The organism is Microvirga sp. 17 mud 1-3, assembly GCF_003151255.1.
Lineage (GTDB): Bacteria > Pseudomonadota > Alphaproteobacteria > Rhizobiales > Beijerinckiaceae > Microvirga.
On sequence record NZ_CP029481.1, the window covers coordinates 1,771,437 to 1,792,665 of the forward strand.

Genomic DNA, 21,229 nt, shown 5'->3' on the forward strand with positions numbered 1-21,229 from the left:
CGGCGCAACGGCTCATGACGAATGCGGGCTTAATCCTGTGGGTTACCGGAAGGACACCCCGATCAGACCCGGCGGACGTGGTTGTCCCAGACCCAACGCCCGAGTTCGGTTCCGCCGAGGGGCTTGAGATCGTTCTGCCCGACGGGAGCGAGGCGCACGCCGGCATTACCGGAGGTCGCCAGGAAAATCCCCTCGCTCGGCGTGGGTGCGACCCCGCACACGTCCGACATGCGCCGGCGGCCGAGGAAGCGGCCCGATTCCAGGTCCCAGAAGGCCATCATGTTGCCGATGGGACTGGTCGCGACAGCGATCCGGCCGGAGGCGTCGAGCGCCACCGAGCCCACGTAGTTGCGCATGGAATCGAGGGCGTCCTCCGGCATCTCCAGGAAGCGTGTCCGCCCGTCCGGGGTCAGGGTTCCGACGAGGGCGGGCATTCCCGTTTCGTCGCCTTCGAACTGGCAGCCGAACACGGTTTCGCCCCGCGGCGAAACGGCGAGGTGGCGGATGCTCAGGCCGCGCAGGTCCGGGCCGAGATCGACCTTCAGAAGTACGCTCCCACCCGCCGGATCGACGATCGCGAGGCTCGGCTCCATGCGGTCCTTGTTGAGGATCTCCCGCCCGGTCTCCGGGTTGGTCCGGATGCCGCCATTGGCGACCACGATGTGCCGGTGGCCCGGCAGATAGGCGAGGTCGTGCGGGCCGATGCCGAAGCTCGGCATCTCGCCCACCCGCCGGTAATCGCCCGCCGCGTCGTAGATGCCGAGCAGGCCTTCGCCGGTCGCGACGCTGTTCTCGGTGGCATAGAGCAGCCCGCCATCGGCCGAGAAGACCCCATGCCCGTAGAAGTGACGCCCCTCGGGCGAGGTGACGACCCGGCGCACGGTGCCGGTCACGCGGTCGATGATGGCCGCCCAGTTCCCTGGTCGCCGCGCGAAGACGACGAGATCCGCGGCGCCGGGCCGGATGGCGATGTCGTGCCCGCGCTCGGGAAGCCGCGTGTTGAACAGCATCTCGCCGTCGAGGGAGAACACCGCCACGGCGGCGTTCTTGCCGTCCTCTGCAAAGCAGGCAGATACGAAGAGTGGCCGACCTTCCGCCGTAAAGCCCTGGCCCGGATAGAAGGTGCCCGCCACGGCGGCGCCGAGCGCCCCGAGGAAGCTGCGTCTGTCAATCGCCGTCACGGCTGTTGAATCCCAAAGTGATGCCGAGAGCTTCGGGCACGGTGGATTGCGCGGTCTCGCGTAAGGAATGGACGGCATCGCGCAGGAGGACGAGGTTGGGCCGCGTCTTCGGGTCGGCGGCGGCCTCGCCGATATTCGCCGGAGTGCTCTCGGCCATGCTCCGTGCGGTGCGCAGCGCATAGGTCAGGGAAACGCCCGGATCCGTCGCGGGATCGACCAGGATGCGCCCCAGCGCGTCGGCAGCCTCGAGATTGACCGCAATGGCATGGGCCGAGCGCCCGCTGCGCCACCCTTCCGCGAGGGTTGGCTTCACGGCGTCGGTCCCGTCGCCCATCACGGCGCCGAGCTTCTGCTCCTCGATGATCTCGAAGAGCGCGATGTAATCCGTGGCGATCCGGGTCGCCGCATCCTCGATCCTGGCGTCGTCTCCCGTCTGGAGCGCCGAGAGGGTTCCGTCCGGCCGACGCCATTCGTCGAGCACCTTCGCGCTTGTGCCGGCAAGGTTCTCGGCAATGGCCGTGGCGACGCCGCAGCGGCGCGCCGCCACCTCCGTTCCATCCATGAAAGCGGTGGCGGCATCCTGTTCGAAGAGGAGCCGCTCCAGGGCCGACAGCCCCTGGACGGCGGCGCTCGTCTGCGCGAACCGCTCCGGGGAAAGGTCGTCGGCGCCTTTGTGTGCGAGCAGGTTCGAAAGCCCGCGGCCGATGGCATTCTTGCGCTCGGGCCAATGGGCCATGCGCTCGTAGCGGAAATCCGTGCTGATCGGCCCGTAGAGGACGAACTCGATCCCCGACCAGGCATCGGCGGCCTTCCGGTAGTGCTCCCGGAGCGGCGCCAGATCCTCCTTGCGCGGCGCGGCGCAGAACCGGGACCAGGCCTCCTGCTCGTCCTTCGTCGCCTTGGCCAGGGCCTCGTAGCGGGGGATGATGAACTCGCGCGCTGCGCGCAGGACCGTTTCGCGCTGCCCTGCGCCATTCTGCGCGAGGGCCGGAGCCGTGAGGAAGAGGCAGAGCAGGGAGGCGAGGAGGGGCGCGCGCATGAGGCGTCTCACAGGGAGTTCAGGAAAGCGACGAGACGACGTTTCTCCGCCTCCGGTAAAGACGCGAAACGTGTCCGGGAGAGGGCGGCCTCCCCACCGTGCAGGGCGATGGCCTCCTCGAGCGTCCGGGCACGACCGTCATGCAGGAGGCCTGCCTCGTTCGCAAGGGTTTGAGACAGGCCCCGCAGCGGCGCCGTGCGCCATTCGGTCGGGGCGACGCCGGGTTCCGTCGCGCCACCGTCGAGGTCGGGTCCCAGGTCGTGGACGAGAAGGTCCGTGAAGGCCTGGACCGGCCCGGCACTGCCGGGCAGGCTCGGGCGATGGCAGGCGGAACAGCCCGCGCGCTCGAAGGCCGCGAGGCCGTGTCGGTCAGGTTCGGGCAGCGGGGGAGCCTTGATCGACGCGAGATAGGCGGTGATGCGGGATACGATCTCAGGCGGGATCTCGAACGGCGCGTTCCGGTTCCCCATGGGGGCCGCCAGGCAGGCTTCCTGTGCGGCGGTGCAATCCCCCTCGGGGCGCGGCCGGCCTTCCGTCGAGAGGCCGAGGTCCAGCGCGAAGGCGCTCTCCACCTGTGCCTCGAGGCTCGGTAGGGAGGCCTTCCAGCCGAACCGCCCGGCCCGGCGTTGTCCGTCGCGGTCCATGACCCAGTTGACGCGGCCCCTCACGCCATCGTCACGGCGGGCATTCTCGGCCGCAATCGCCGCAAGAGCTTCGTCCGGAACGGTTTGCAGGGCGCCGAGGCCGCGCAGGGACGGCGCCAGGAGTGCGCCGGTGCGGATACCCGGCCCGAGTTTGCCGTAGGCGAGACCGGCGGCGCTATAGCCATGCTCCGACTGCACGACCCGCCCCTCGGGCGCGACGCCCGCCACTGCGGAGGTCTGCATCTGGCGGCCATAGGTTGGATCCGGCCGGCCCTCGGAATCGCTGAAGCGCAGGACGAGATGCTCGTCCGTCACGGCGTTCCCATCATCCGTCTGCACCGGCATCCGGTCCAGGTTGCCGTGGCAGGCCGTGCAGGAGCGGGCGTTGAAGAGGGGACCCAGGCCGTCATTCGCCTGGGTCGAGGAGGGCGCCGGCACCCAGGCCCGGCGGAACAGGGCACGCCCGATCGCCTCGTCCAGGGCATCGGCGGAGAGCGGCGTCACCAGGAAGAGGGCACAGGCCGCCCATGTCGCGCCGCGCCGTTTCATCGTCATGCGACCCGCAGATAGCCCATCATGCCGTATTCCATGTGCTCCAGCACGTGGCAGTGGAACATCCAGTTCCCCGGCGCGGCCACGAAGGCGATCTCGATGCGCTCCTTGGGCTGGAGCAGCACCGTGTCGGCGAAATGGCGTGGGCGCTTCAGGCGCGATGCGCTCAGCACCTCGAAGGTGTGGCCGTGCAGATGGATCGGGTGATGGTGCGGGGTCGCGTTCATCAATTCCAGCACATAGGACCGGCCGGTCTCGAACAGGCCGAGCGGCGGCGGCATCTGCGGCTGCGACCCGGACGCCCAGGAGGCCTTGTTGATGGCCCAGAAGGATGTGTCGCGCACGCACAGGCCATCGAGCAGGATCTTGGCGAGGGGATCGTCGGGCGTGAGCATCGCGGCTGCCTCGGTGACCGCTCCGGAGGCGGCGCTGAAGGTATAGTTCAGGCGCTGCGCATTCCTGAGGTCCGCCCGTGGCAGATCGGGCGCGTAGAGAATCGCCGGATCGAAGGCGCGCTTCGGCCGGGCCTCGCCCTTCGCCGTCTCATAGGTGGCGAGCGTCCACGGCTCGGCCGAGAAATAGTCGATGAGGCGGAAGCTTTCGCCGGGCGCCGGGGCACGGACCAGCACGTCGATCCGCATGGCCGGGCCCATGCGCCAGGTGTCGAGCGGGAAGGGCGTCACGGCGTTGCCGTCGATGGCGATCACGGCCGCCTCCGCCCCCTCGATGCCGGGCTCGATCACCCGGGTCGCGTCGAGGTTGAGGATGCGCAGGCGGATGTCGCCACCAGCCGGAACCCTATGGGTCGTGGGCGCAACGCCGTTGACGGCCCGCACGGTGCCGTAGGTGCCCGCACGGCTTGCGCCTTCCGGCGTCTCGAAGGGAAGCCACGTGCCGTCTTCGGCGAGCCGCCAATCCTTGTAGGCGGCCACCAGGTCGGCGTCCGGGCGGCGGCGCTCGTCGCCCTCCACGATGAGGACGGCGCTCAGGCCACGGCCGGTCTGGCCGGATTCGTTGCAATGGGGGTGGATGAAGAAGGTGCCCGGATCGGGCGGCGCCACTTCGTAGAGGAAGCTCTCGCCCTTGGTGACCGGGGCTTGAGTCAGGTAGGGCACGCCGTCCATGGCGTTGGGGACGCGGACCCCGTGCCAGTGCAGGGCCGTATGCTCGCCGAGTCGGTTCTCCAGCCGCGTCCGGATGGTGTCGCCGACGCGGACGCGCTTGATCGGAAGGAACTCGTCCGAGTAGCTCCACACCGTCGTGACCGGCCCGTCGGGACCCAGCAGGCGCACGGGCCGCTCAGCTGCCGCGAAAATCCAGTCATGGACGCGTCCCGCTCCGGCCGGAGGGCGGGGCGGCAGGTCGGGCGCCGCCGTGCGGGCGAGCAGGCCGGACCCGCCGGCCGTGGACGCGAGGGCCGCCGCCGCAAGGCCTTTGAGAACCTGCCTGCGATCCGTCAGCATGATGACAATACCTGCATGTTTACTTGGCCACCGCCGAAGGCTCGTCGAGGCTCTGGGAACCTTCGACCGAAATCTTGAGGCCGAGCTTTTTGACGAGGCCTTCGATGGCCCGGGCCTGGGCTACCAGCGCGTCGACACCTTCCTGGACCAGCTTGTTGCCCTCCGCATTGCCCTCGGCGATCATCTGGTCATAGGCCTCCTTGCCGGAATCCGCGCGGTCCTTGATGGCCCGGAGCTTCTCAGTGGCATTCTTCATGGCGGCTTCGAGCTTCGCCGCCTCCTCGGGAGCCTTGGTCCGGGCATAGGCGGCCATGCTCGGCCCCTCGACGGTTTTGCCGTCCGTCCGGGCGTAGCGGCCCTCGTAGATCGCCACCATGCCGATCTGGTCGCCGTAATGAGAGTTGTGGGTGTTGTCCGAGAAGCAATCGTGCTCCTCCTCCGGATCGTGCAGGATCAGGCCGAGCTTCATGCGCTCGCCCGCAAGCTCACCGTAGGAGAGGCTGCCGAGGCCGGTGAGGATCGTCGCGAGGCCCTCGTTCGGCCCCTTCTTGAGGATGTCCTGCCGGGCTTTGCCATTCTGGTCCCAGGCCTTCGCCATGGCCGTGAGGTCATCGACCAGGAGCGCCGTCGCGGCCTTCAGGTAGTCCCGCCGCCGGTCGCAATTGCCGTTCGTGCAGTCCTTGAGCGAATAATCCGTCGCCGGCCGGACGCCGGCGCCCGGGCCCGTCCCGTTGAGGTCCTGTCCCCAGAGCAGGAACTCGATCGCATGGTAGCCGGTAGCGACGTTGGCCTCCACGCCACCCGCCTCCTGAAGCACGTCGGAAAGCAGTTCTTTCGTGATCTTGGAGGCGTCCACCTGCTTCTTGCCGATGCGGATCGTCTTGTTGGCAATGACGTTCGCCCGGTAGAGCGGGTTCTCGTCCGAGGTCTCGCCGTAGGATTTGGCATCGACATAGTCGATCAGGCCTTCGTCGAGCGGCCAAGCATTCACCTTGCCTTCCAACTCGTCCATGACCTTGTTGCCGAAGCGGAATCCTTCGGTCTGCTGATACGGCATGCGGGCCTTGCGCCAGGCCTCGCGGGCGGCCGTCAGGGTCTGCTCGGTCGGGTCGGTCAGAAAGGCATCCACGGCTTTGGACAGATCGCGGGCGGCACCGGCCGCATCCCCGTACATGGCCTGCGCGAGGGAGATGTAGGTTTCGATCACGGCTTTCGGCTGCGGGGCCTCCGCCCGTGCAGGGCCGATCAGGGCCGTTCCAACAAGGAGGGCCGCCAACGCCCGTGCGCGCATTCTCATCTCGATCTCCGCATGAAAGCCGTTTCGGGGATGGCTATTCCGAACGAGAACTGCTGGCAATAGTAAAATTCAAATATGGAACTGTTCTAAACTAGATGGGGGTTTTATTTTGCAAGTAAATTGGATTTTTTCTAAAGTAGTAAATTGGTTTTCTGCTTTATTCTTGGGGCGGTTGTGGAATTCTACGGCAGAGGTGCAGGGCTCTTCCGAAAGGCCCGAACTTCTTCTTGCCAGTGACTGATGTTCCATTGCCGGATGGCAGGCGGGCGATAATGCCCCCCGCCACAGGATCGAACCATGGCCCTTCCCGGAACGTTAGTCATTCACCGGGAGGTGATCATGCCTGAACTGGTTCGCGAATGGCCCCACCTGTTGAATCGCGTTCTCGCAGAAGTCCGCCCTGCAGACGGCCGGGGCGATTGCTATGTGGCGGAGGTCGATTTGTCCGAGGATGAGTTGCGTGCGCTGAACCTCTTTGAGGCCAGTGCCCGTCATGAGCACGTCGCCTTTACGGATCCGGCCACGGCACAGGGAATGTTCGCCTACTTGAACACGCCGGTCGGACTCGGCAAACCTCTCGACGGGAGCGGGATCGCGCGGGTGCGGATTTCCTTCACGGGCGTGCAGACCATGCTGCCCCTGAAGGCCCGCTCCGAGACCCGTGCGGATGGGTAATCCGGAGTCTCGGAGCGGTATCCCTTATGGGATGATTTCGACGACTTCGCGCGTCGCGGGATCGACGAGGACCCGCTGGCCGTTCACGACCGTATAGCTGTAGGTGGAAGACAGGCCTACGCTGCGCGGCACTGGGAACAGGCGGACCCGGGCGGGAAGCGGCTGTCCGACCATCACTTCTTCCTGCATACGAATTGACGGACGACGCTGGGCCACGATGTAGGTGCGCACGCGTGTGGATTCATCGGCGCTGAGCACTCCACCAGCCGCCGCTCCAGCCACACCGCCCACGGCGGCACCCACGGGTCCGCCGATCACCGCACCTGCGACGGCACCGCCAGCCGCGCCGGTGGCCGGCCCTGCAGCCGTATCGGTCTGGCAGGCAGCGAGCGGAAGGGCGAGGATGGCGAGAGCCGCCGCCGGGCCTAAGACATGTTTGCGCATGACGGATTCCTTTCCAAATGGCCTAGGCGAACGCGCCGAACCTTGACCGGTTCCGTCGCAAACCTGCCGGTTCGGCCGCACGCAGCGCTTTGGTTTCAATCCATCCGGAGTATCATTGGCCCTCCCGGCCGCCAGCGCGGCGGACCGGCCGTCGTCCGATCATGGGTTCGTGCCGAACAGGGAGGCGAACATGGGACGGAAATTCGTCGATTGCCGCGAGATGCCGAGCGAGGTGAAATGCAGCTTGGCGCTCGTGGCCGATACGGAGAACGAGCTCCTGGAGGCAGCCGTGATGCACGCCGTGAACGTCCATCACCACCAGGACACTCCGGAGCTGCGAAGCCAGATCAGGAGCGCGATGCACGACGGTTCGCCGCCGGCGGAGGCCCCGCGCCCCATGGCGTAACCCATCGGCGCGAGGCTCTCGCCAGGGAGCGGTCTCAGGTCACGACGTCGGGCGCGGTCCGGCCGGTTCGCTGGCGGATGCCCGCGATCTCGTCCGCGGCCGCAATCACATCGGCCAGGACCTCCTGCGAGTCTTGGCCATGCCGTGACGGGTCGGGCTCGAAGGCTTCGAGATAGGCGCGCAGGGTCGCGCCCTCCGTGCCCGTGCCCGAGAGGCGGAAGACCGCCCGTGCGCCGTTCTCGAACATGACCCGCACGCCCTGGCGGCGGGTCACCGATCCGTCCGTGGGATCCTCATAAGCGAAGTCGTCTGCGGCGCTTACCTTGAGGCCCGCGAAGGTGCGGCCGGGCAGGGTATCGAGCGAGGCGCGCAGGTCCGCCATCAGCTCGTCGCCGATGGCCGTGTCGATGCCCTCGTAATCGTGGCGTGTGTAGAAGTCGCGACCGTAATCACGCCAGTGATCGGTGAGGATTTCGGCGACGGATTGGCCGCGGGCCGCGACGATGTCGAGCCAGAGCAGGATCGCCCAGAGCCCGTCCTTCTCGCGCACATGGTCCGAGCCGGTCCCGGCGCTTTCCTCGCCGCAGATGGTCACGCGGCCGGCATCGAGCAGATTGCCGAAGAATTTCCAGCCGGTCGGTGTCTCGAACGACGCCACGCCCAGCTTCTCGGCCACCCGGTCGGCTGCGCGGCTCGTGGGCATGGAGCGTGCGATGCCCTTGAGCCCGTCGCGATAACCCTTGGCGTGGTGGATATTGGCCGCGAGCACAGCAAGGCTGTCCGAGGGCGAGACCGATATGCCCCGGCCGAGGACGATGTTGCGGTCGCCGTCGCCGTCCGAGGCTGCGCCCATGTCGGGAGCCTCGGGCGAGAACATGAGGTCGAACAGCTCGGCCGCGTGGACCGGGTTGGGATCCGGATGATGGCCGCCGAAATCGGGCAGGGGGACGGCATTCACCACCGTGCCGGCGGGTGCGCCGAGCTCTCCTTCAAGGATGGCCTTGGCATAGGGGCCTGTGACCGCATGCATGGCGTCGAAGCGCAGGGAGAAACCCGAGGCGAAGAGCTTGCGGATGCGCTCGAAATCCACCAGCGTTTCCATGAGCGCGACGTAATCGGCAACCGGATCGACGATCTCGACCGCCATGTCGCCGAGGCGGGTCTCGCCAATTGTTGCGAGGGACGGAGCGTCCTCCCGGAGGATGCGATACTCGGTCAGATCCTTGGTGCGGGCGAGGATCGCATCGGTGATCGGCTCCGGCGCCGGGCCCCCATTGGCCACGTTGAACTTGAGGCCGAAATCCCCGTCCGGTCCGCCCGGATTGTGGCTTGCCGAGAGCACGATGCCGCCGAAAGCCTTGCGCTTGCGGATGAGGTTCGAGGCGGCCGGGGTGGACAGCATCCCGTTCTGGCCGACGATGGCGCGGGCGGCCCCGTTCGCCGCGAGCATGCGCAAGATGATGCCGATCGCCTTGTCGTTGAAGAAGCGCCCGTCGCCGCCCACCACGAGCGTCCGTCCGGTGACGCCGCCGACCCCCTCGATGACAGCCTGGACGTAGTTCTCGAGATAGCCGGGCTTCATGAACACGGCCGTCTTCTTCCGCAGTCCAGAGGTGCCGGGCTTCTGACCCTCGATCGGAGCCGTGGAAACGATCTCGACGTTCATTCGTCTTTATCCTCTTCTCGACCGGCCAAAGGCCGGATGTGGGGTTTTCCGGAGACGGCAACGTGCCCCCCGGGAGCAGCACGGATGGATGAGATAGGCGCAAACGGCGCCATGGCGACCCTGGCCTGTCAGCATCGGGACGGGGCTTGCCGTCACGGCCGGTGCTCCTTCAGGAAGGCTTCCACGGCGGTGCGGGTCGGCAGGGACGGGATCGCGCCGCGACCCGTTGCCGTAAGGGCGCCGGCCGCATTGGCGAATCGGCAGATGGCGTCGAGCCGAACCGGGTCGCGCGGGATTTCTTGTTCGGCAAGCAACTGGGCGATGATGCCGGCCATGAAGGCGTCTCCCGCGCCCGTGGCGTCCACGGCCTCTACGCGGAAGCCCGGCACCTTGCCCTGTGCCTCCGGCGTCAGCCAATAGCAGCCGGCATTCCCACAGGTGACCGCCATGAAAGCGAGCCGCTCCGTCCAGAGACTGCGCGCGCCCGCAACCGGATCGTCTTGCCCGGTCAGGAAGACGACTTCCTCCTCCGAGAGTTTGGCGATCTGTGCCTGCTCAAGGCCAAGGCGCATCCCTGCGCGGGCCGCATCTACATCCGGCCACAGGGCAAGGCGGAGGTTGGGGTCATATGTGACGAGCTTGCCGGCGCGGCGGGCGACATCCACCGCATGGAGAGTTCCAGCTCGCGCGGGTTCCGCGATGAGGCTGATGGAGCCGAAATGGAAGGCGCGGGCCGCCGTGATGCTGGCCTCGTCCACGTATTCCGGACCCATCAGCATGTCCGCGCTGGGATTGCGATAGAACAGGAATTCCCGCTCCCCGTCCGCCCGCAGGGAGACGAATGCGAGGGCCGTCGGCGCCTGGGACGTAAAGAGCAGGGGAGACACGTCGACGCCCGCGTCCCGCAAAGTATCGGCCAGGAAATGCCCGAAACCATCCTCGCCGACCATGCCCATGAAGGCGCTCGAAACGCCGAGCCGCGCGAGGCCTACGGCCACGTTGGCCGGAGCGCCGCCCGCGGCCTTCTTGAAGGCTTCCGTTTCCCCGAGACTTTGCCCGGTCACGGTCGGCACGAAATCGACCAGCAATTCGCCAAGCGCGACGACGTCGGCCATGCGGCGGTTCCTCATTCGGGTTGAAGGCCCGCGGCGGAAAGCTGCGGACTGGGCGGCCGGAACGGCCTCTGCCGTGCCCGAGTTATAGGGCCTCGCCGCTCATCTGTTAAGCTGTCCGTCCGAGGCTCGGGATATCACCGCGCCCCGGGCGCGCTGCTGCCGCTTTCGGGCATTCGCTCCAGCAGATCGGTCACCTCTTCGTCCGTCAGCTGGTGGAATCGCTGGTAGAAGGGGCTGATGGCATAGAATTCGTGGGGAGCCGCGAGGCAGACCAGGTCGTCCACCAGGGGGCGCAGGACCTCCACGGTCTCGGCGGGCGCAACCGGCACCGCCAGCACGAGGCGGGCGGGATGGCGCCGGCGCAGGGCCGAAAGAGCCGCCCGGACCGTCGTTCCGGTGGCGATTCCGTCATCGACCACGATGGCGGTCCGCCCCTCGATGGACACCGGCTCCTTCCCCTTCAAGTAGGCCGTGCGGCGGCGCTCCAGCTCCCACAGCTCGGGCTGGGCCAGATCGTCGATATGCTCCTCGCTCAGCCCGACGAGGGACATGACCTCCCGGTTGAAGACAATCTCGGGTTTTTCGCCATCCACGATTGCGGCGGCTGCAAGCTCCGGTTGGGCCGGAACGCCGATCTTGCGCACGAGCAGCAGGTCGAGGGGAGCGTGAAGAGCAGCCGCAATGGGCCGTGCGACCGGGATGCCGCCGCGTGGGAGCGCCAGGATCACCGGATCCGCAAGGTTCATGCGGGAGAGCCTGTCGGCAAGCTGGGCGCCCGCATCCTCGCGGTCGCGGAACCGGGGGGTGTTCATGATGCCGTCTCCGTTCTCGAAAGCGGCCGCCGGATCGGGCACGGTACCATCAATGAATGGAGCGGGCTCGAACTTGATTATTCTATCACCAAAGGTGGCTCGCGGGCGATCGCTCCTGCGGATGAGAGGTCGCGGTTGAGACGCAAGGCTCGCGAAAGCTAGCTCGATGAACCTGTCCTCGTGCCTCGGCTATCTCGGCCTTTTCCGGTGGGGGCTCCGGACAAGCGGGATTGACGAGGCACGACAGGCGCGACGACGCATTAACGTTTCATTGACCTTGCGGGCGCAACCTGTCTCCTCACGGGAGGTTTCCATGATCACGTTGCTCGTCGGTCTCGTTGTCGGTTCCTTCGCCTGTCTTGTCGTGCCGCCCACCATTCGCATGGTCGTGCAGCGGCGCGAGATCAGGGCGACACAGGGACGGCCGATCGCATTCGGCTAATCCTGCCGGCGGTTCCGGACGGGCCATGCACGAGTCGCATGCCAGTACTTCCGGGAAGGGCCTGCCTGGGAGGCTCGTGGACTCCCACATTGGGATCATGACGCCGCGACGATGGCGACGTTGTTCCCTCTGAAGTTTCTTCCCTTACTCGGGCTGCCCTCACGGGTGGCCCTTTTCTTTTCAGCGCCACAGGCCGTATCGCTCCCATTGGTCCTCGGGAATGATGTCGCCGATCTGGTACGTGAAGGAGGTCGCGGACAGGCGATCTTGCGCAAGGATGCACTTGAACTGGAATTGGTGCCACTGACCCTTGCTTCTGAAGGCTCCCCCGTCTCCCGAAATGACGTTGCTCTCGATGGCCGGGTTCGACATGGCGTCGACGACGACGCGATCGAGGCGGGAAAATTCCTTTTCCTTCGCGATTTCGCGCGAGCCCTTGTTGTTGCAGATCTGAAGGCTGCGCGTCCGAGGTTCCATCTTCATGAAGCCCGGCGAAAGGCGGGAGGTTGCCGCCTCGACGGCGGTCGTCGAAAGCAGGGACGCAACAAGCGCAAGCGTAAAAAGGAACGGCGGCCTCGTCATTGCCGGGCATGTCTCCGAAATTCGATGATGGGGAACGCGACCGAGAGGAACTCGATGCAGTGGGGCGTCGCACGAAGCAGGCTTCGCGGCTCCCGTCGGGTTTAGCTCGGCAAGGCGCCCAGGCAAGGGGGCGTTGTGCAGGGCAGCGCATCGATCCATGCGCGGGCGCGACGAGAAAAGCGCCGTGCTTCCCATAAAATCGCCGTAATGGGGCGAAGGGGCTCAGGGGCCGCGTGCTATACTCGATTCCCACACGCGGCTTCTCTGTAAACGGCCGAGAGGATGGTCTCCTGCGGAGCTACACGCTATGGAGAGACATCTCCCGCCACGACGATGAGTCGGCCCGGAACTGCCAGCGCAATTCGGGGCTCGTCATATTAAGCCGCCGCTCCCCGGGCCGCCTCGGGGGTTGCCACCGTGTTTCGTGTTTGGACTGCTCGCATGAAGACATTCCTGAAAACTCTCCTGGGTGCGGCCGTAACGGCGACGCTTGCGCCTGCGAGCGCGCTGGCGGACGGCATGACGCTGGCAGGCTCCATGTGGAGCTGCATCCGTGAGCGGGACAATTCGCAATTCCTCATCGTGTTTTATCCCGATGGCGGCGTTGGGGGCGGTGAGATGGAGCGCGGAGAGGTCAGCCCCTATGTGTTCGATGCCTCTCGGACGCAGGACGGACAATGGCCGGGGCGATGGAGCCAGACGGGCGAGGGCTTCACCTGGGAGTTTCCCGATCAGCATATGCGCATCGCGGGCCAGGTCGGGACGGGCTCCAGGAAGACGAAGGAACGCCTGACCGGCACCGAGACGGCGCTGGAGCTGACGTCCCCCATCACCTGCACGCCGCAGACACGGCCGCCACGGATCGGCGATGGACTTGTGATCCCTCAGGACGGGCACTTCATGGACCCGGAGGACCGGGAGGGCGAGCTGAAGGTGCCGACCGGAATCTCCCTCCAGCCCCCGGAAAACGATAGACACAGGCCGCACGAAAGGGGCGATCATGGTGAAGCGAATTGGCTCGATGGCTTGGCGCGTCGAAGTCGGCGCCGACGGGCAACTCTTCTCCCTTGGAGTCCGTACCGATACGGGCCGCGAATACGAGGTACTGTTCGGCACCGTCGATTCCACCCCGATCCTCACGGACCTCCTGAACGAGATGGCCCGCGTCCACCGGATACTGCCACCGCGAGTCTTTTCGGAAGGCGCGGGGCCGCATCATCCGCGCAGCGTGCCGCTTCAGCCTCTGGCGACACGGGTCGAGGAGCAGGACGGCAAGCCCGTGCTTGCGCTCGATTTCGGCGGCACAGTCCTCAAGGTCGAGATTGATCCCACCGCGCTCCAGCAGGACCTTGCCAAGGTCCGGTCAGTCTGAAGCCTTACAGGCCCGTGCCGTGCATCGCGCTTGCCTGGCGCACCGGCTGCGGCGCTCTCATCGGCAGCGGCTTGACGGCAGGACCCGTAAACTGCGTCGTCGTCAGGTCGCTCTTTACGCCTTGCGAGAAGCCGAGGTCGAGAAAGGCGGTGCGAGGATCGAACAACGCCTTTACTGAGGCTTTGCGGTCCAGGCCGATGATCGGCTCGATGGATGCGCTGGGCGTGGGCGCCGGCAGGGCCGCCAACACGACCGGGCGCTCAGGGCGCGGCGGCCGAGGCGGCTCGACGGAGGCGATCTGGATAAGGTCCTTCGGTCGCCGCGGCGGCACTGGCGCAAGTGCCAGGGCCGTTTCGGGAATCTCAGGCGTGGTCGCGGCCGCAAGCTGGACGTTCGGTGCCGCAGGAGTGGGGCGCGGTGGCTCCTTACGCCCGAACAGGGCCGTGACGATGCTGCTCGACGAGCCGCCGGAGGTGGCCTGTGCGGCGAGGGCCGCATTGCGCGGCAGAATTTCGGCCTTCGCCTCCTCGTAGCCCGGCAGCGGCCGTCCATTCGTCGGCAGGTGCAGGGTTTTCCCGTTGGGGAACAGGCGCGCCAGCTGGTCCTGGGTCATGCGCGGCCAGGCTCGGACATTGCCGGTGTCCACATGGACGAATTCGGAGGACGGATAATAGCCGACCCCGCCATATTGCAGCTTCATGGCGATCGCGCGCAGGCGCGCCGTGTCCACGTCGGGCAGGCGGATGTCCATCGCCTTGCCGAGCATATGTTGGCTGTGCTCCGAGACGCCGCTCGACCGTCGCCGGAGCATGGCATTGGTCTTCGGCGAACGATAGGACGAGATGATGTGGATCGGTTCCCGCGAGCCGCTCTCCCGATAGACCTCCCAGAGCACGTCGAAGAGGCGCGGGTCCATTTTGGCCGGCTCGTCGTTTCGCCAGTCGCGCAGATACCAGTTGAGCTGCGTCAGGGCCTGCTCGTCGTAGCGGCCGTTGCGCCGGAACGTGATCGTCGTGCTGTCGCGCCGATGGGTGTGGAAGAATGACAGGCTTCGGGTTTCACCATCGGCAGACGCATCCTGTGTCGCGACCGCGACGAGGAAGAAGGCGACGGCAGCTGCGGATGAAACCAGCGCAAGACGAATGAGCCGCGGCGCAGGCGCGCGACGGCCGAGCGGCGACGCAGGGACCATCATTGACCCTCCCAGGCGCCGGCGACCTTGAGAAATCCCCTTGATGTCCTTGTATTCCGGCGCCTCGTGTCGCTTCGTGGCCGCAAACCATGGCAAAATTGGCGCAAACCGTGAAAAGCGGCGCGGCAAATCCTTAGAGGCGGGCAGGGGCGGGGAGCGGTGCATGCGCTCAGTCTCGTGCCCAGCGTTTAAGCGAGCGTTAAAGCTACCGAATCGTAGGGCCTTTGTTTTGCAAGGCGAGACCACCATAGAAGGCCCTCAGGAATTGGTTCCTCGATCTCCTGGTTTGCGATGAATGCAGTCCTATCGAAGTAGATCAAGCCTGCTCATTGGGAGCTGCATTGCGTGACAAAGAGCGGCAGCGAAAGGACGGCATTTGGCAGCAAAAACCACGAAGGAGGGGATAATTGCCCGGAGGAGATGCATCGGTCAGCGTGGGAGCAATGCGCCGAGCGTCCTGGCTCCAGCAATCCACTTGCGCCCCTGACGAGATCAACCCATCTACTCGAACGGTGGCAGCCATGTCCTGGATGATCATGATCGCAGACGACATATGGGGCCTCGAGGAGCGGTTTTGGCTTGACGGACTATCGTTCTATGAAAGCCATCTGGACCCTGAGTGCCTGATGGCATTCCCAGGGATGGGGGTCATGGGGGCCGGGGAGATCCTCAAGAGCCTGAGGGATGCCCCGCGCTGGGCATCCGTTGATATGGCCGACCGTACTGTCGGCAGGCCCGTCGATACGCTCATGGTGGTTGGATACAGGGCGACGGGCTATCGCGAGGGAGCCAGCCCGTACCAGGTCTTCTGCACCTCGACGTACCGATCCGACGGAGTGGACTGGAAGCTCGTCCAGCACCAGCAGACTCCATCCGGTTGACCGTCTGCGTTGAACTTGAGGGTGGCAGAGTAAGTCCCGGACGGGACGACGTGGCGATCGGTGGTCTTTGCTTCCGTGAGACGCGAAAGAAGCCGCTGACATGGTGGATGAGAGACCAAAATCAGTCCCCATTTTGTGATGAGACGGATCAACGTCTCCCGCGTTGTGGCCGATGATATGCAGGACTGAGGGGCTCAGGATCAGCTAGGCAGGAGAGATCCTATGAGAAAGATGCCGCTGCTTCTCGTCGCTTTCGGAATGTCCGTCGGTGTTCTGACACCAGCATTTGCGCAAGGCGAGAACCTGGACTGCAATCTCCCGTCGGACGCCATGACGGCTTACTGCAACCATCGGAACCTCTATGGCAAGGGCGGGCCCGGCATGGGAACGGTCAATCCCTACGGAGCCGATACGATGACCACCGGCAGCGTGGGGACCGCGCCGCAACAAGCCACTCCCATGATGAGCCAATCTCAAATCGCAGCATGCTCCGCACGGTACCGGACTTATGATCCGGCCACCAACACGTTCAGGGGTAACGATGGTCGCCGGCATGTCTGTCGATAGAAGGCTCTAAGGGGCCGAGTCTTCTGGGAAACTTGCCCGCACGAGCAGCGCCTGTCCGTGCGGGCATTCACGAGGATCGGCTCGTCCATCCGTATGGCGCGCCCGCGGGCGTCCTCAGCTCCTGGCCGCGGTGCCCTTTGCGCCCTGGCCGCTCTTCCCAAGGACGACAACCTTCGTGCCGACCGGGGTACGTCCGTAGAGATCGATAGCGTCCTGGTTGATCATGCGGATGCAGCCAGAAGATACGTTGGTGCCAATGGTCCACGGTTCGAACGTGCCGTGGATCCGGTAGAGCGTGTCCTTGTTGCCTTGCCAGAGATAGAGTGCGCGGGCGCCAAGCGGATTGCCGGGACCGCCAGGCATGCCGGGCCCGCCAGGCAATTCACCCATCTGCTCCATGAGTTCCGGCTGTCGCCCGAACATCTCCTTGGGAGGATACCAGTCCGGCCATTCCTGCTTGTCGTGGACGGTCGCTTCGCCGGACCATGAGAAGCCGGCCCGGCCGACTCCAACGCCGTAGCGCATGGCCATGCCGCTCTCTTGGACATGATAGAGATACCGGGCCCTTGGATCGATTACGATGGTGCCGGGGGGCTCGGGCCCATCATAGGGAACCTCCCGACGCAGGAAGGCAGAATTGACTTTCGAGAGAGGAACGCCCGGGACCGGATAAAGGTCGTCCTCGATCGGCGCATACATCGCCGCGTAATCGAACCGGCCCACCTGCGCGGCGCCTGTGCGCGGCAGAAGAGCAAGGCTCGTCAGGGCAGGCGCTCCCAGCAGAAAGGTCCGACGGTTGAGATCCATGATTTCCCTCCTTGCTGAAAGATGACTCTCCACGACATCTAGGCCGGAACAAGGGCAGGACCAGAACAGATGGGCTTAAAGTCTTGGCGGGGCGCAATGGAACTTTAATAGTCACGCTTCGTTAACTATGCTCATCCTCGGAGGGGGGCTGGCATCATGACTGGGACAGGCAAGGGTATCCGTGAGACACGAAGCAACCGTCCGCCATTGCCGCGGCAGGTTCAGGAGCATCTCGCCCAGAAGCTGCGGGCACAGCTCTATGAAGCCTCGCCCAAGCCGCAATATCTCGGCGACCCGGCTATCCCGCGGGAATTCGATTCCCTGATCGAGCGAATCGAGAGCCAGGATCGGGCAAAGCGCAGCGAGCGCATTGCGCAGGTCGCCCGTCAGGCCGTCGAGGACGCACTGGCCGGGCTCGTGCCGGGCTCTCGCCGCCGTTGAGAGCGGCATTTTAAGGAAAAAGCGGGAATCTTCTCCCCCTTGAGACGGAACGCGGGCATCCTGCGCCGTCGCAAGTTCGGAGATTTCCATGAAGATCTACATCTCGGCGGATATCGAGGGCGTCGCCGGCGTCGTGAATCCGCAGCACGGCGTCATGGGCAACGGTGAATACGAGCGTGCCCGCCGCCTCATGACCCAGGAGGTCAACGCCGCCGTCGAGGGCGCCTTTGCGGGCGGTGCCACGGAGGTTCTCGTCAACGATTCCCATGGGGACATGCGCAATCTCCTGCCCGAGGATCTCGATCCGCGCGCCGAGGTGATCCTCGGCAAGCCCAAGCCGATCAACATGTTCGAAGGCTTGACGCCGGAGCATGTGGGCGTCTTCTGCCTCGGCTACCATGCCCGCGCCCGGGCACACGGGATCCTGGCCCACACGGTGAATGGATTCGCGTTCGGACGGATTCACCTCAACGGCCTCGAGCTCGGCGAAGCGGGGCTATACGGCGCCTATGCGGGCAGCCTCGGGGTCCCGGTGATCCTGCTGACGGGAGACGATTGTCTTCAGGCGGAAACGCAGGAGCTCTTTCCCGGCGCGACCTATGCGGTCGTCAAGCATTCCCTTGGTCAGCGCTCTGCCCGGAGCCTCGCGCCCGAACGGGCCCGTGCGTTGATCCGCCAAAAGGCCGAGGAGGCCGTGCGGAACGCCGCTGCCGTGGAGCCCTTTACACTTGAGGGCCCATGCCGGCTCGAGGTGGAGTTCAATTCGCCGGCCATGTGCGACCTTGCGGCTGTCATTCCGGCCGCCACACGGCTCGACGCCGTAAGGGTGGCGTTTTCGCCGGAGAGTCCCGAGCACGCCGTGCGCTGGGTCAATACCCTGTCGGCCCTGTCGTCCTTTCTTCGCTGATGGAAGTGGAGCCCCGCCCGAGTGCATAGGGCGGGGCTCAGGAAACGTTACTCGACGCCTTTCTTCTTCAGCCAGGCGCGCATTTCGGCGATTTCGCGTTCCTGTTCGCGGATCACGTCCGTGGCCCATTGGCGAACCTGCGGGTCCTTGCCGTTCTGAAGCGCGACCTTCGCCATGTCGATGGCGCCCTGGTGATGGGGGATCATGCCCCGCACGAAGTCTACATCCGCATCGCCCGTGTAGGCGATGTCCATGTCCTTGTGCATCTTGGCATTGGCTTCGCGATAGGCCTTCGTGGCCGGCGTGTCGGCGGCCGAGGCAGGGGCGGAATGGCCCGCATGCCCGCCATGGGGTGCACCTTGCGCAAACGCGGTCACCGGGGCGGCGAGCAGGAGCAGGAGCGACAGGGTCCGTGGGATCATAGGTGGCCTCCGAGGCTTGGAAGATAAACTAGGGGAGAGGAGCGGGCCGTAACCGGTCAATTCACGGCCGGGTGGAGGGGAGCGGCGGGATAGCCACATTCTTTGAGGGCTGCCAGCAGGGTCGCTTCAGAAGCACTAGTCTCGACACGCACAATGCGTCGCTCGAGATCACCCTCGACGCGGGCCTGCGGGTCGACCGCCGCAATGGCGCGAGTAACCGTGCCGAGGCAGCCGCCGCAGCTCATCTTGGGGATGTGGAGGGAATACATGATGAACTCCTTGTCCGTCAGGTTCCCCAGGTTCTGGACCTTGCCACCGTAGGAAGGTCAAGGGCTTTAGGTCAGCTCTCGGACAAAACAGCACATCCGTCGGTTGCTCAGGTCAGTGCCGGTGTCTGTGGGATCGCATCCTGAAATCGAACAGGAAAGCGTGCCTCGTCGGACGCGCCTTTCTAGACGCGCCAAGGCGCAGGCGCGTCGTATTGCATCCGCGCTCCAAATGAGCCTAGCGATACGCCGTCACGACATGAGTGCTCATCTATTCTAGCTTGCTTTCCGGCGCTGCTATAGTCTTTGCGTCCGGTCCGATTCGTAGGCCGTTTTCATCAACCTCAGCCGAAGGAGGCGTCACATGGTCCTGAACTTTGCTCCATGCGCTCACGACGCAGTCCTTCACCTCCTTCATGCTGCAGGTTTCGATGAAGCAGATAACGTTGTCCCTGGTCTGGCTGACCATCCGCATTGACATCATCCCGACCGCGCTCGCGCGCAGGCCGGTTTTTCCGACAAACCGTTCCGATCCTACGCCCGAAATGCTCGAGAGCCTTCGGGCGCGGCTCAGTTCGCATCTCCTCAGGGATATCGGGTTGAAGCGCGACAGGCAGGAATGAGCGGCATTGAAGACCGCCTCAGGGAATCTCGTACACGGAGAACTCGTCGCTCATGCCGCGCAGAGCGGTTCGCTGCAGAGTAGGGTGGAGGCCTCGTCCCTCGATGATCCGCGAGGTCTGAGGGTCCTCCACCACCGCACCCGTAGCGAAGATGGAGCGTGAGGCGGCAAGGTTCTGTACCCGCGAGGCGATGTTCACGGTCTGGCCGAAATAATCCTGCCGATCGTTCAGCATCACGGCGAGACAGGGACCCTCATGGATCCCGATCTTGAGGAGCAGATCCTCCCGCCCACGCCGTTCGTTGAGGGCGCGCATGGCCTCGCGCATCCGCAAGGCGGCCGAGAGGGCGTGGTCCGGCGTCGGGAACGTGGCCATGACCGCATCGCCGATGGTCTTCACGACCGCTCCGGCCTCGGCCGCGACGATCTCGTTGAGGACACCGAAATGCTCCCGCACGAGATCGTAGGCGGCGAGGTCGCCCACGCGTTCGTAAAGCTGCGTCGAGCCCTTCAGGTCGGTGAACAGGAATGTCAGGCTCGTGATCTTCAGGCGCTGGTCGATGTCGAGCGTGTCCGTGCGGTAAAGATCCCGGAAGGTCTGGTTCGACAGAAGGCGCTTGGCCGTGAGAAACGGGCGTCGTCGGCCCAGCATCTCGTGCAGACGGTCATTGGCAATCCAGACGGCCGGGAGGACGCGCTTCGAAGTTCGGTTCTCCAGAGACAGACGCAAGGGGCCGGGACGCAGCGAGATCGGCTCGTGCCGCGCGTGACCGCCATTGTAGACGATGCTCAGGCTCTGCCGTTCGCGGGTAGGCTCGCCCTTCACCTCGATGAACTGCGCCTCATGAGTGATCGGCTCGAACACGATGACGAACTCGGCCGGGAGCTGGAGGGACAGGGACGCGCGCTCGCCCGGAGGAAGCTCCATGGAATCGAGAACGATTTCCTCGAGGATCTCCTGGAACCGTTCCGTGTCGGGCAGGTCGACTCCTGAGCTCCAGAAGAATTGCCGGTCGTAATCCCACATGGGCAGCTTATCCGGATCGTGCGCCCCGATCCGGCGCACGCGGGAATTCACCGTGAAGGTAACCTCCACCATTTCGTCGAGGGTGGGCTCGTAGCCTGCGCCGCAAAGGGCGCAGTTGTAGGATTCACGAGTGACGGTCTTCAGGCTGGTGCCCGCATCCAGCACGCCGCCGCAGCCGGGGCAAAGGACGTTCCAGGACAGCTCGAAAAGGCCGAGGCGGGCCGCATGCAGAAAGGCCGCGATGAGGCGCTCCTCGTCGACACCGTGCTTGGCCGCGAGAGCCGGGACGTTGATACGGTTCAGTTCATAGTCTTCGCCCTCGCGGACGAGGCGCTCGATAAGGTCGACGGCTTTCGCGTCCGCGGATTGGCGCAGGAGGGCGAAGAGTGTCTGGGTCTCGCTCATGG

Annotated in this window: 24 protein-coding genes; 9 read left to right on the forward strand and 15 right to left on the reverse strand. The window is 65.3% G+C overall.

The features are described from left to right. Positions 1–62: 62 nt before the first annotated feature. Genes C4E04_RS08355 through C4E04_RS08375 form a run of 5 tightly spaced genes read right to left on the reverse strand, consistent with a single transcriptional unit; the run spans position 63 to position 6,170 of the window. Positions 63–1,181 (reverse strand): DUF1513 domain-containing protein, encoded by a 1,119-nt coding sequence (locus C4E04_RS08355; protein ID WP_162559323.1) that lies wholly within the window; start codon positions 1,179–1,181, stop codon positions 63–65. Then, positions 1,168–2,220 (reverse strand): imelysin family protein, encoded by a 1,053-nt coding sequence (locus C4E04_RS08360; protein ID WP_109596634.1) that lies wholly within the window; start codon positions 2,218–2,220, stop codon positions 1,168–1,170. The genes C4E04_RS08355 and C4E04_RS08360 overlap by 14 nt, the downstream gene beginning before the upstream one ends. An 8-nt stretch (positions 2,221–2,228) precedes the next feature. After that, positions 2,229–3,419 carry a di-heme oxidoredictase family protein gene (locus tag C4E04_RS08365; protein ID WP_109596636.1) on the reverse strand — a complete coding sequence of 397 codons (1,191 nt, stop codon included), beginning with the start codon at positions 3,417–3,419 and terminating at the stop codon, positions 2,229–2,231. Next, positions 3,416–4,879 carry a multicopper oxidase family protein gene (locus tag C4E04_RS08370; protein WP_245416269.1) on the reverse strand — a complete coding sequence of 488 codons (1,464 nt, stop codon included), beginning with the start codon at positions 4,877–4,879 and terminating at the stop codon, positions 3,416–3,418. The genes C4E04_RS08365 and C4E04_RS08370 overlap by 4 nt, the downstream gene beginning before the upstream one ends. A gap of 19 nt (positions 4,880–4,898) precedes the next feature. After that, positions 4,899–6,170, reverse strand: coding sequence for an imelysin family protein (locus tag C4E04_RS08375; RefSeq protein ID WP_109596638.1), 1,272 nt, complete (start codon positions 6,168–6,170; stop codon positions 4,899–4,901). Between the two features lie 303 nt (positions 6,171–6,473). On the opposite strand from C4E04_RS08375, the gene C4E04_RS08380 reads away from it, so the two are divergent. Further along, positions 6,474–6,851, forward strand: a complete 378-nt coding sequence (locus C4E04_RS08380) for a hypothetical protein (RefSeq protein ID WP_109596640.1) — start codon at positions 6,474–6,476, stop codon at positions 6,849–6,851. Between the two features lie 24 nt (positions 6,852–6,875). Here C4E04_RS08380 and C4E04_RS08385 read toward each other — a convergent pair whose 3' ends face one another. Beyond that, positions 6,876–7,295 carry a DUF1236 domain-containing protein gene (locus tag C4E04_RS08385; protein WP_109596642.1) on the reverse strand — a complete coding sequence of 140 codons (420 nt, stop codon included), beginning with the start codon at positions 7,293–7,295 and terminating at the stop codon, positions 6,876–6,878. 190 nt (positions 7,296–7,485) lie between these two features. Here C4E04_RS08385 and C4E04_RS08390 point away from each other — a divergent pair, with 190 nt between their 5' ends. Next, positions 7,486–7,701 carry a DUF1059 domain-containing protein gene (locus tag C4E04_RS08390; protein WP_109600939.1) on the forward strand — a complete coding sequence of 72 codons (216 nt, stop codon included), beginning with the start codon at positions 7,486–7,488 and terminating at the stop codon, positions 7,699–7,701. 34 nt (positions 7,702–7,735) lie between these two features. Here C4E04_RS08390 and C4E04_RS08395 read toward each other — a convergent pair whose 3' ends face one another. The 3 genes from C4E04_RS08395 to C4E04_RS08405 all read right to left on the reverse strand — a co-directional run bounded on the left by C4E04_RS08395 (position 7,736) and on the right by C4E04_RS08405 (position 11,294). After that, positions 7,736–9,367 carry an alpha-D-glucose phosphate-specific phosphoglucomutase gene (locus C4E04_RS08395; RefSeq protein ID WP_109596644.1) on the reverse strand — a complete coding sequence of 544 codons (1,632 nt, stop codon included), beginning with the start codon at positions 9,365–9,367 and terminating at the stop codon, positions 7,736–7,738. 152 nt (positions 9,368–9,519) lie between these two features. Further along, positions 9,520–10,482, reverse strand: coding sequence for a PfkB family carbohydrate kinase (locus tag C4E04_RS08400; protein WP_109596646.1), 963 nt, complete (start codon positions 10,480–10,482; stop codon positions 9,520–9,522). A 134-nt stretch (positions 10,483–10,616) separates the two neighbouring features. Then, positions 10,617–11,294: a phosphoribosyltransferase gene (locus C4E04_RS08405; protein WP_109600941.1), complete on the reverse strand. Its 678-nt coding sequence runs from the start codon at positions 11,292–11,294 to the stop codon at positions 10,617–10,619. Between the two features lie 313 nt (positions 11,295–11,607). On the opposite strand from C4E04_RS08405, the gene C4E04_RS21555 reads away from it, so the two are divergent. Beyond that, positions 11,608–11,736 carry a hypothetical protein gene (locus C4E04_RS21555; protein ID WP_256385777.1) on the forward strand — a complete coding sequence of 43 codons (129 nt, stop codon included), beginning with the start codon at positions 11,608–11,610 and terminating at the stop codon, positions 11,734–11,736. A gap of 180 nt (positions 11,737–11,916) precedes the next feature. On the opposite strand, the gene C4E04_RS08410 is transcribed toward C4E04_RS21555, so the two are convergent. Then, positions 11,917–12,318 (reverse strand): DUF930 domain-containing protein, encoded by a 402-nt coding sequence (locus C4E04_RS08410; RefSeq protein WP_162559324.1) that lies wholly within the window; start codon positions 12,316–12,318, stop codon positions 11,917–11,919. Positions 12,319–13,318: 1,000 nt separating this feature from the next. Here C4E04_RS08410 and C4E04_RS20865 point away from each other — a divergent pair. Next, a complete protein-coding gene (locus C4E04_RS20865; RefSeq protein WP_162559325.1) occupies positions 13,319–13,690 on the forward strand; it encodes a hypothetical protein in 372 nt (123 codons plus the stop codon). A gap of 4 nt (positions 13,691–13,694) precedes the next feature. Here C4E04_RS20865 and C4E04_RS08420 read toward each other — a convergent pair whose 3' ends face one another. Beyond that, positions 13,695–14,885 (reverse strand): DUF882 domain-containing protein, encoded by a 1,191-nt coding sequence (locus tag C4E04_RS08420; RefSeq protein ID WP_109596651.1) that lies wholly within the window; start codon positions 14,883–14,885, stop codon positions 13,695–13,697. 518 nt (positions 14,886–15,403) lie between these two features. Here C4E04_RS08420 and C4E04_RS08425 point away from each other — a divergent pair. Together C4E04_RS08425 and C4E04_RS08430 are read left to right on the forward strand one after the other, a co-directional pair. After that, a complete protein-coding gene (locus tag C4E04_RS08425) occupies positions 15,404–15,763 on the forward strand; it encodes a DUF4440 domain-containing protein (protein WP_109596653.1) in 360 nt (119 codons plus the stop codon). Between the two features lie 222 nt (positions 15,764–15,985). After that, positions 15,986–16,330 (forward strand): BA14K family protein, encoded by a 345-nt coding sequence (locus tag C4E04_RS08430; protein ID WP_109596655.1) that lies wholly within the window; start codon positions 15,986–15,988, stop codon positions 16,328–16,330. A 114-nt stretch (positions 16,331–16,444) separates the two neighbouring features. On the opposite strand, the gene C4E04_RS08435 is transcribed toward C4E04_RS08430, so the two are convergent. Continuing rightward, positions 16,445–17,137 (reverse strand): L,D-transpeptidase, encoded by a 693-nt coding sequence (locus tag C4E04_RS08435; protein WP_109596657.1) that lies wholly within the window; start codon positions 17,135–17,137, stop codon positions 16,445–16,447. Between the two features lie 156 nt (positions 17,138–17,293). Between C4E04_RS08435 and C4E04_RS08440 the strand changes: the two genes are divergently transcribed. Then, a complete protein-coding gene (locus tag C4E04_RS08440) occupies positions 17,294–17,578 on the forward strand; it encodes a hypothetical protein (RefSeq protein ID WP_162559326.1) in 285 nt (94 codons plus the stop codon). Between the two features lie 88 nt (positions 17,579–17,666). Then, positions 17,667–18,485 carry a M55 family metallopeptidase gene (locus C4E04_RS08445; RefSeq protein WP_109596661.1) on the forward strand — a complete coding sequence of 273 codons (819 nt, stop codon included), beginning with the start codon at positions 17,667–17,669 and terminating at the stop codon, positions 18,483–18,485. Between the two features lie 47 nt (positions 18,486–18,532). Here the strand turns inward: C4E04_RS08445 and C4E04_RS08450 are convergent, their stop codons facing one another. Together C4E04_RS08450 and C4E04_RS08455 are read right to left on the reverse strand one after the other, a co-directional pair. Further along, positions 18,533–18,907, reverse strand: a complete 375-nt coding sequence (locus C4E04_RS08450) for a DUF305 domain-containing protein (RefSeq protein ID WP_109596663.1) — start codon at positions 18,905–18,907, stop codon at positions 18,533–18,535. Positions 18,908–18,963: 56 nt separating this feature from the next. Further along, a complete protein-coding gene (locus C4E04_RS08455) occupies positions 18,964–19,176 on the reverse strand; it encodes a heavy-metal-associated domain-containing protein (protein WP_109596665.1) in 213 nt (70 codons plus the stop codon). A 428-nt stretch (positions 19,177–19,604) separates the two neighbouring features. Between C4E04_RS08455 and C4E04_RS08460 the strand changes: the two genes are divergently transcribed. Beyond that, positions 19,605–19,796, forward strand: a complete 192-nt coding sequence (locus tag C4E04_RS08460; protein ID WP_162559327.1) for a hypothetical protein — start codon at positions 19,605–19,607, stop codon at positions 19,794–19,796. Positions 19,797–19,814: 18 nt separating this feature from the next. Here the strand turns inward: C4E04_RS08460 and C4E04_RS08465 are convergent, their stop codons facing one another. Next, positions 19,815–21,227, reverse strand: coding sequence for an adenylate/guanylate cyclase domain-containing protein (locus tag C4E04_RS08465; protein WP_109596669.1), 1,413 nt, complete (start codon positions 21,225–21,227; stop codon positions 19,815–19,817). Between the last annotated feature and the right edge of the window lie 2 nt (positions 21,228–21,229).

What these genes read in the sequence shown, in the direction of transcription:
- C4E04_RS08370 (WP_245416269.1), bottom strand. Translation starts at nt 4,879, where the DNA reads ATGCTGACGGATCGCAGGCAGGTTCTCAAAGGCCTTGCGGCGGCGGCC.
- C4E04_RS08450 (WP_109596663.1), bottom strand. Translation starts at nt 18,907, where the DNA reads ATGATCCCACGGACCCTGTCGCTCCTGCTCCTGCTCGCCGCCCCGGTG.
- C4E04_RS08400 (WP_109596646.1), bottom strand. Translation starts at nt 10,482, where the DNA reads ATGGCCGACGTCGTCGCGCTTGGCGAATTGCTGGTCGATTTCGTGCCG.
- C4E04_RS08405 (WP_109600941.1), bottom strand. Translation starts at nt 11,294, where the DNA reads ATGAACACCCCCCGGTTCCGCGACCGCGAGGATGCGGGCGCCCAGCTT.
- C4E04_RS08390 (WP_109600939.1), top strand. Translation starts at nt 7,486, where the DNA reads ATGGGACGGAAATTCGTCGATTGCCGCGAGATGCCGAGCGAGGTGAAA.
- C4E04_RS08385 (WP_109596642.1), bottom strand. Translation starts at nt 7,295, where the DNA reads ATGCGCAAACATGTCTTAGGCCCGGCGGCGGCTCTCGCCATCCTCGCC.
- C4E04_RS08375 (WP_109596638.1), bottom strand. Translation starts at nt 6,170, where the DNA reads ATGCGCGCACGGGCGTTGGCGGCCCTCCTTGTTGGAACGGCCCTGATC.
- C4E04_RS08455 (WP_109596665.1), bottom strand. Translation starts at nt 19,176, where the DNA reads ATGTATTCCCTCCACATCCCCAAGATGAGCTGCGGCGGCTGCCTCGGC.
- C4E04_RS08435 (WP_109596657.1), bottom strand. Translation starts at nt 17,137, where the DNA reads ATGGATCTCAACCGTCGGACCTTTCTGCTGGGAGCGCCTGCCCTGACG.
- C4E04_RS08360 (WP_109596634.1), bottom strand. Translation starts at nt 2,220, where the DNA reads ATGCGCGCGCCCCTCCTCGCCTCCCTGCTCTGCCTCTTCCTCACGGCT.
- C4E04_RS08430 (WP_109596655.1), top strand. Translation starts at nt 15,986, where the DNA reads ATGAGAAAGATGCCGCTGCTTCTCGTCGCTTTCGGAATGTCCGTCGGT.
- C4E04_RS08365 (WP_109596636.1), bottom strand. Translation starts at nt 3,419, where the DNA reads ATGACGATGAAACGGCGCGGCGCGACATGGGCGGCCTGTGCCCTCTTC.
- C4E04_RS08420 (WP_109596651.1), bottom strand. Translation starts at nt 14,885, where the DNA reads ATGATGGTCCCTGCGTCGCCGCTCGGCCGTCGCGCGCCTGCGCCGCGG.
- C4E04_RS08410 (WP_162559324.1), bottom strand. Translation starts at nt 12,318, where the DNA reads ATGACGAGGCCGCCGTTCCTTTTTACGCTTGCGCTTGTTGCGTCCCTG.
- C4E04_RS08445 (WP_109596661.1), top strand. Translation starts at nt 17,667, where the DNA reads ATGAAGATCTACATCTCGGCGGATATCGAGGGCGTCGCCGGCGTCGTG.
- C4E04_RS08425 (WP_109596653.1), top strand. Translation starts at nt 15,404, where the DNA reads ATGTCCTGGATGATCATGATCGCAGACGACATATGGGGCCTCGAGGAG.
- C4E04_RS08380 (WP_109596640.1), top strand. Translation starts at nt 6,474, where the DNA reads ATGGCCCTTCCCGGAACGTTAGTCATTCACCGGGAGGTGATCATGCCT.
- C4E04_RS20865 (WP_162559325.1), top strand. Translation starts at nt 13,319, where the DNA reads ATGGTGAAGCGAATTGGCTCGATGGCTTGGCGCGTCGAAGTCGGCGCC.
- C4E04_RS08465 (WP_109596669.1), bottom strand. Translation starts at nt 21,227, where the DNA reads ATGAGCGAGACCCAGACACTCTTCGCCCTCCTGCGCCAATCCGCGGAC.
- C4E04_RS21555 (WP_256385777.1), top strand. Translation starts at nt 11,608, where the DNA reads ATGATCACGTTGCTCGTCGGTCTCGTTGTCGGTTCCTTCGCCTGTCTT.
- C4E04_RS08395 (WP_109596644.1), bottom strand. Translation starts at nt 9,367, where the DNA reads ATGAACGTCGAGATCGTTTCCACGGCTCCGATCGAGGGTCAGAAGCCC.
- C4E04_RS08440 (WP_162559326.1), top strand. Translation starts at nt 17,294, where the DNA reads ATGACTGGGACAGGCAAGGGTATCCGTGAGACACGAAGCAACCGTCCG.
- C4E04_RS08460 (WP_162559327.1), top strand. Translation starts at nt 19,605, where the DNA reads ATGAAGCAGATAACGTTGTCCCTGGTCTGGCTGACCATCCGCATTGAC.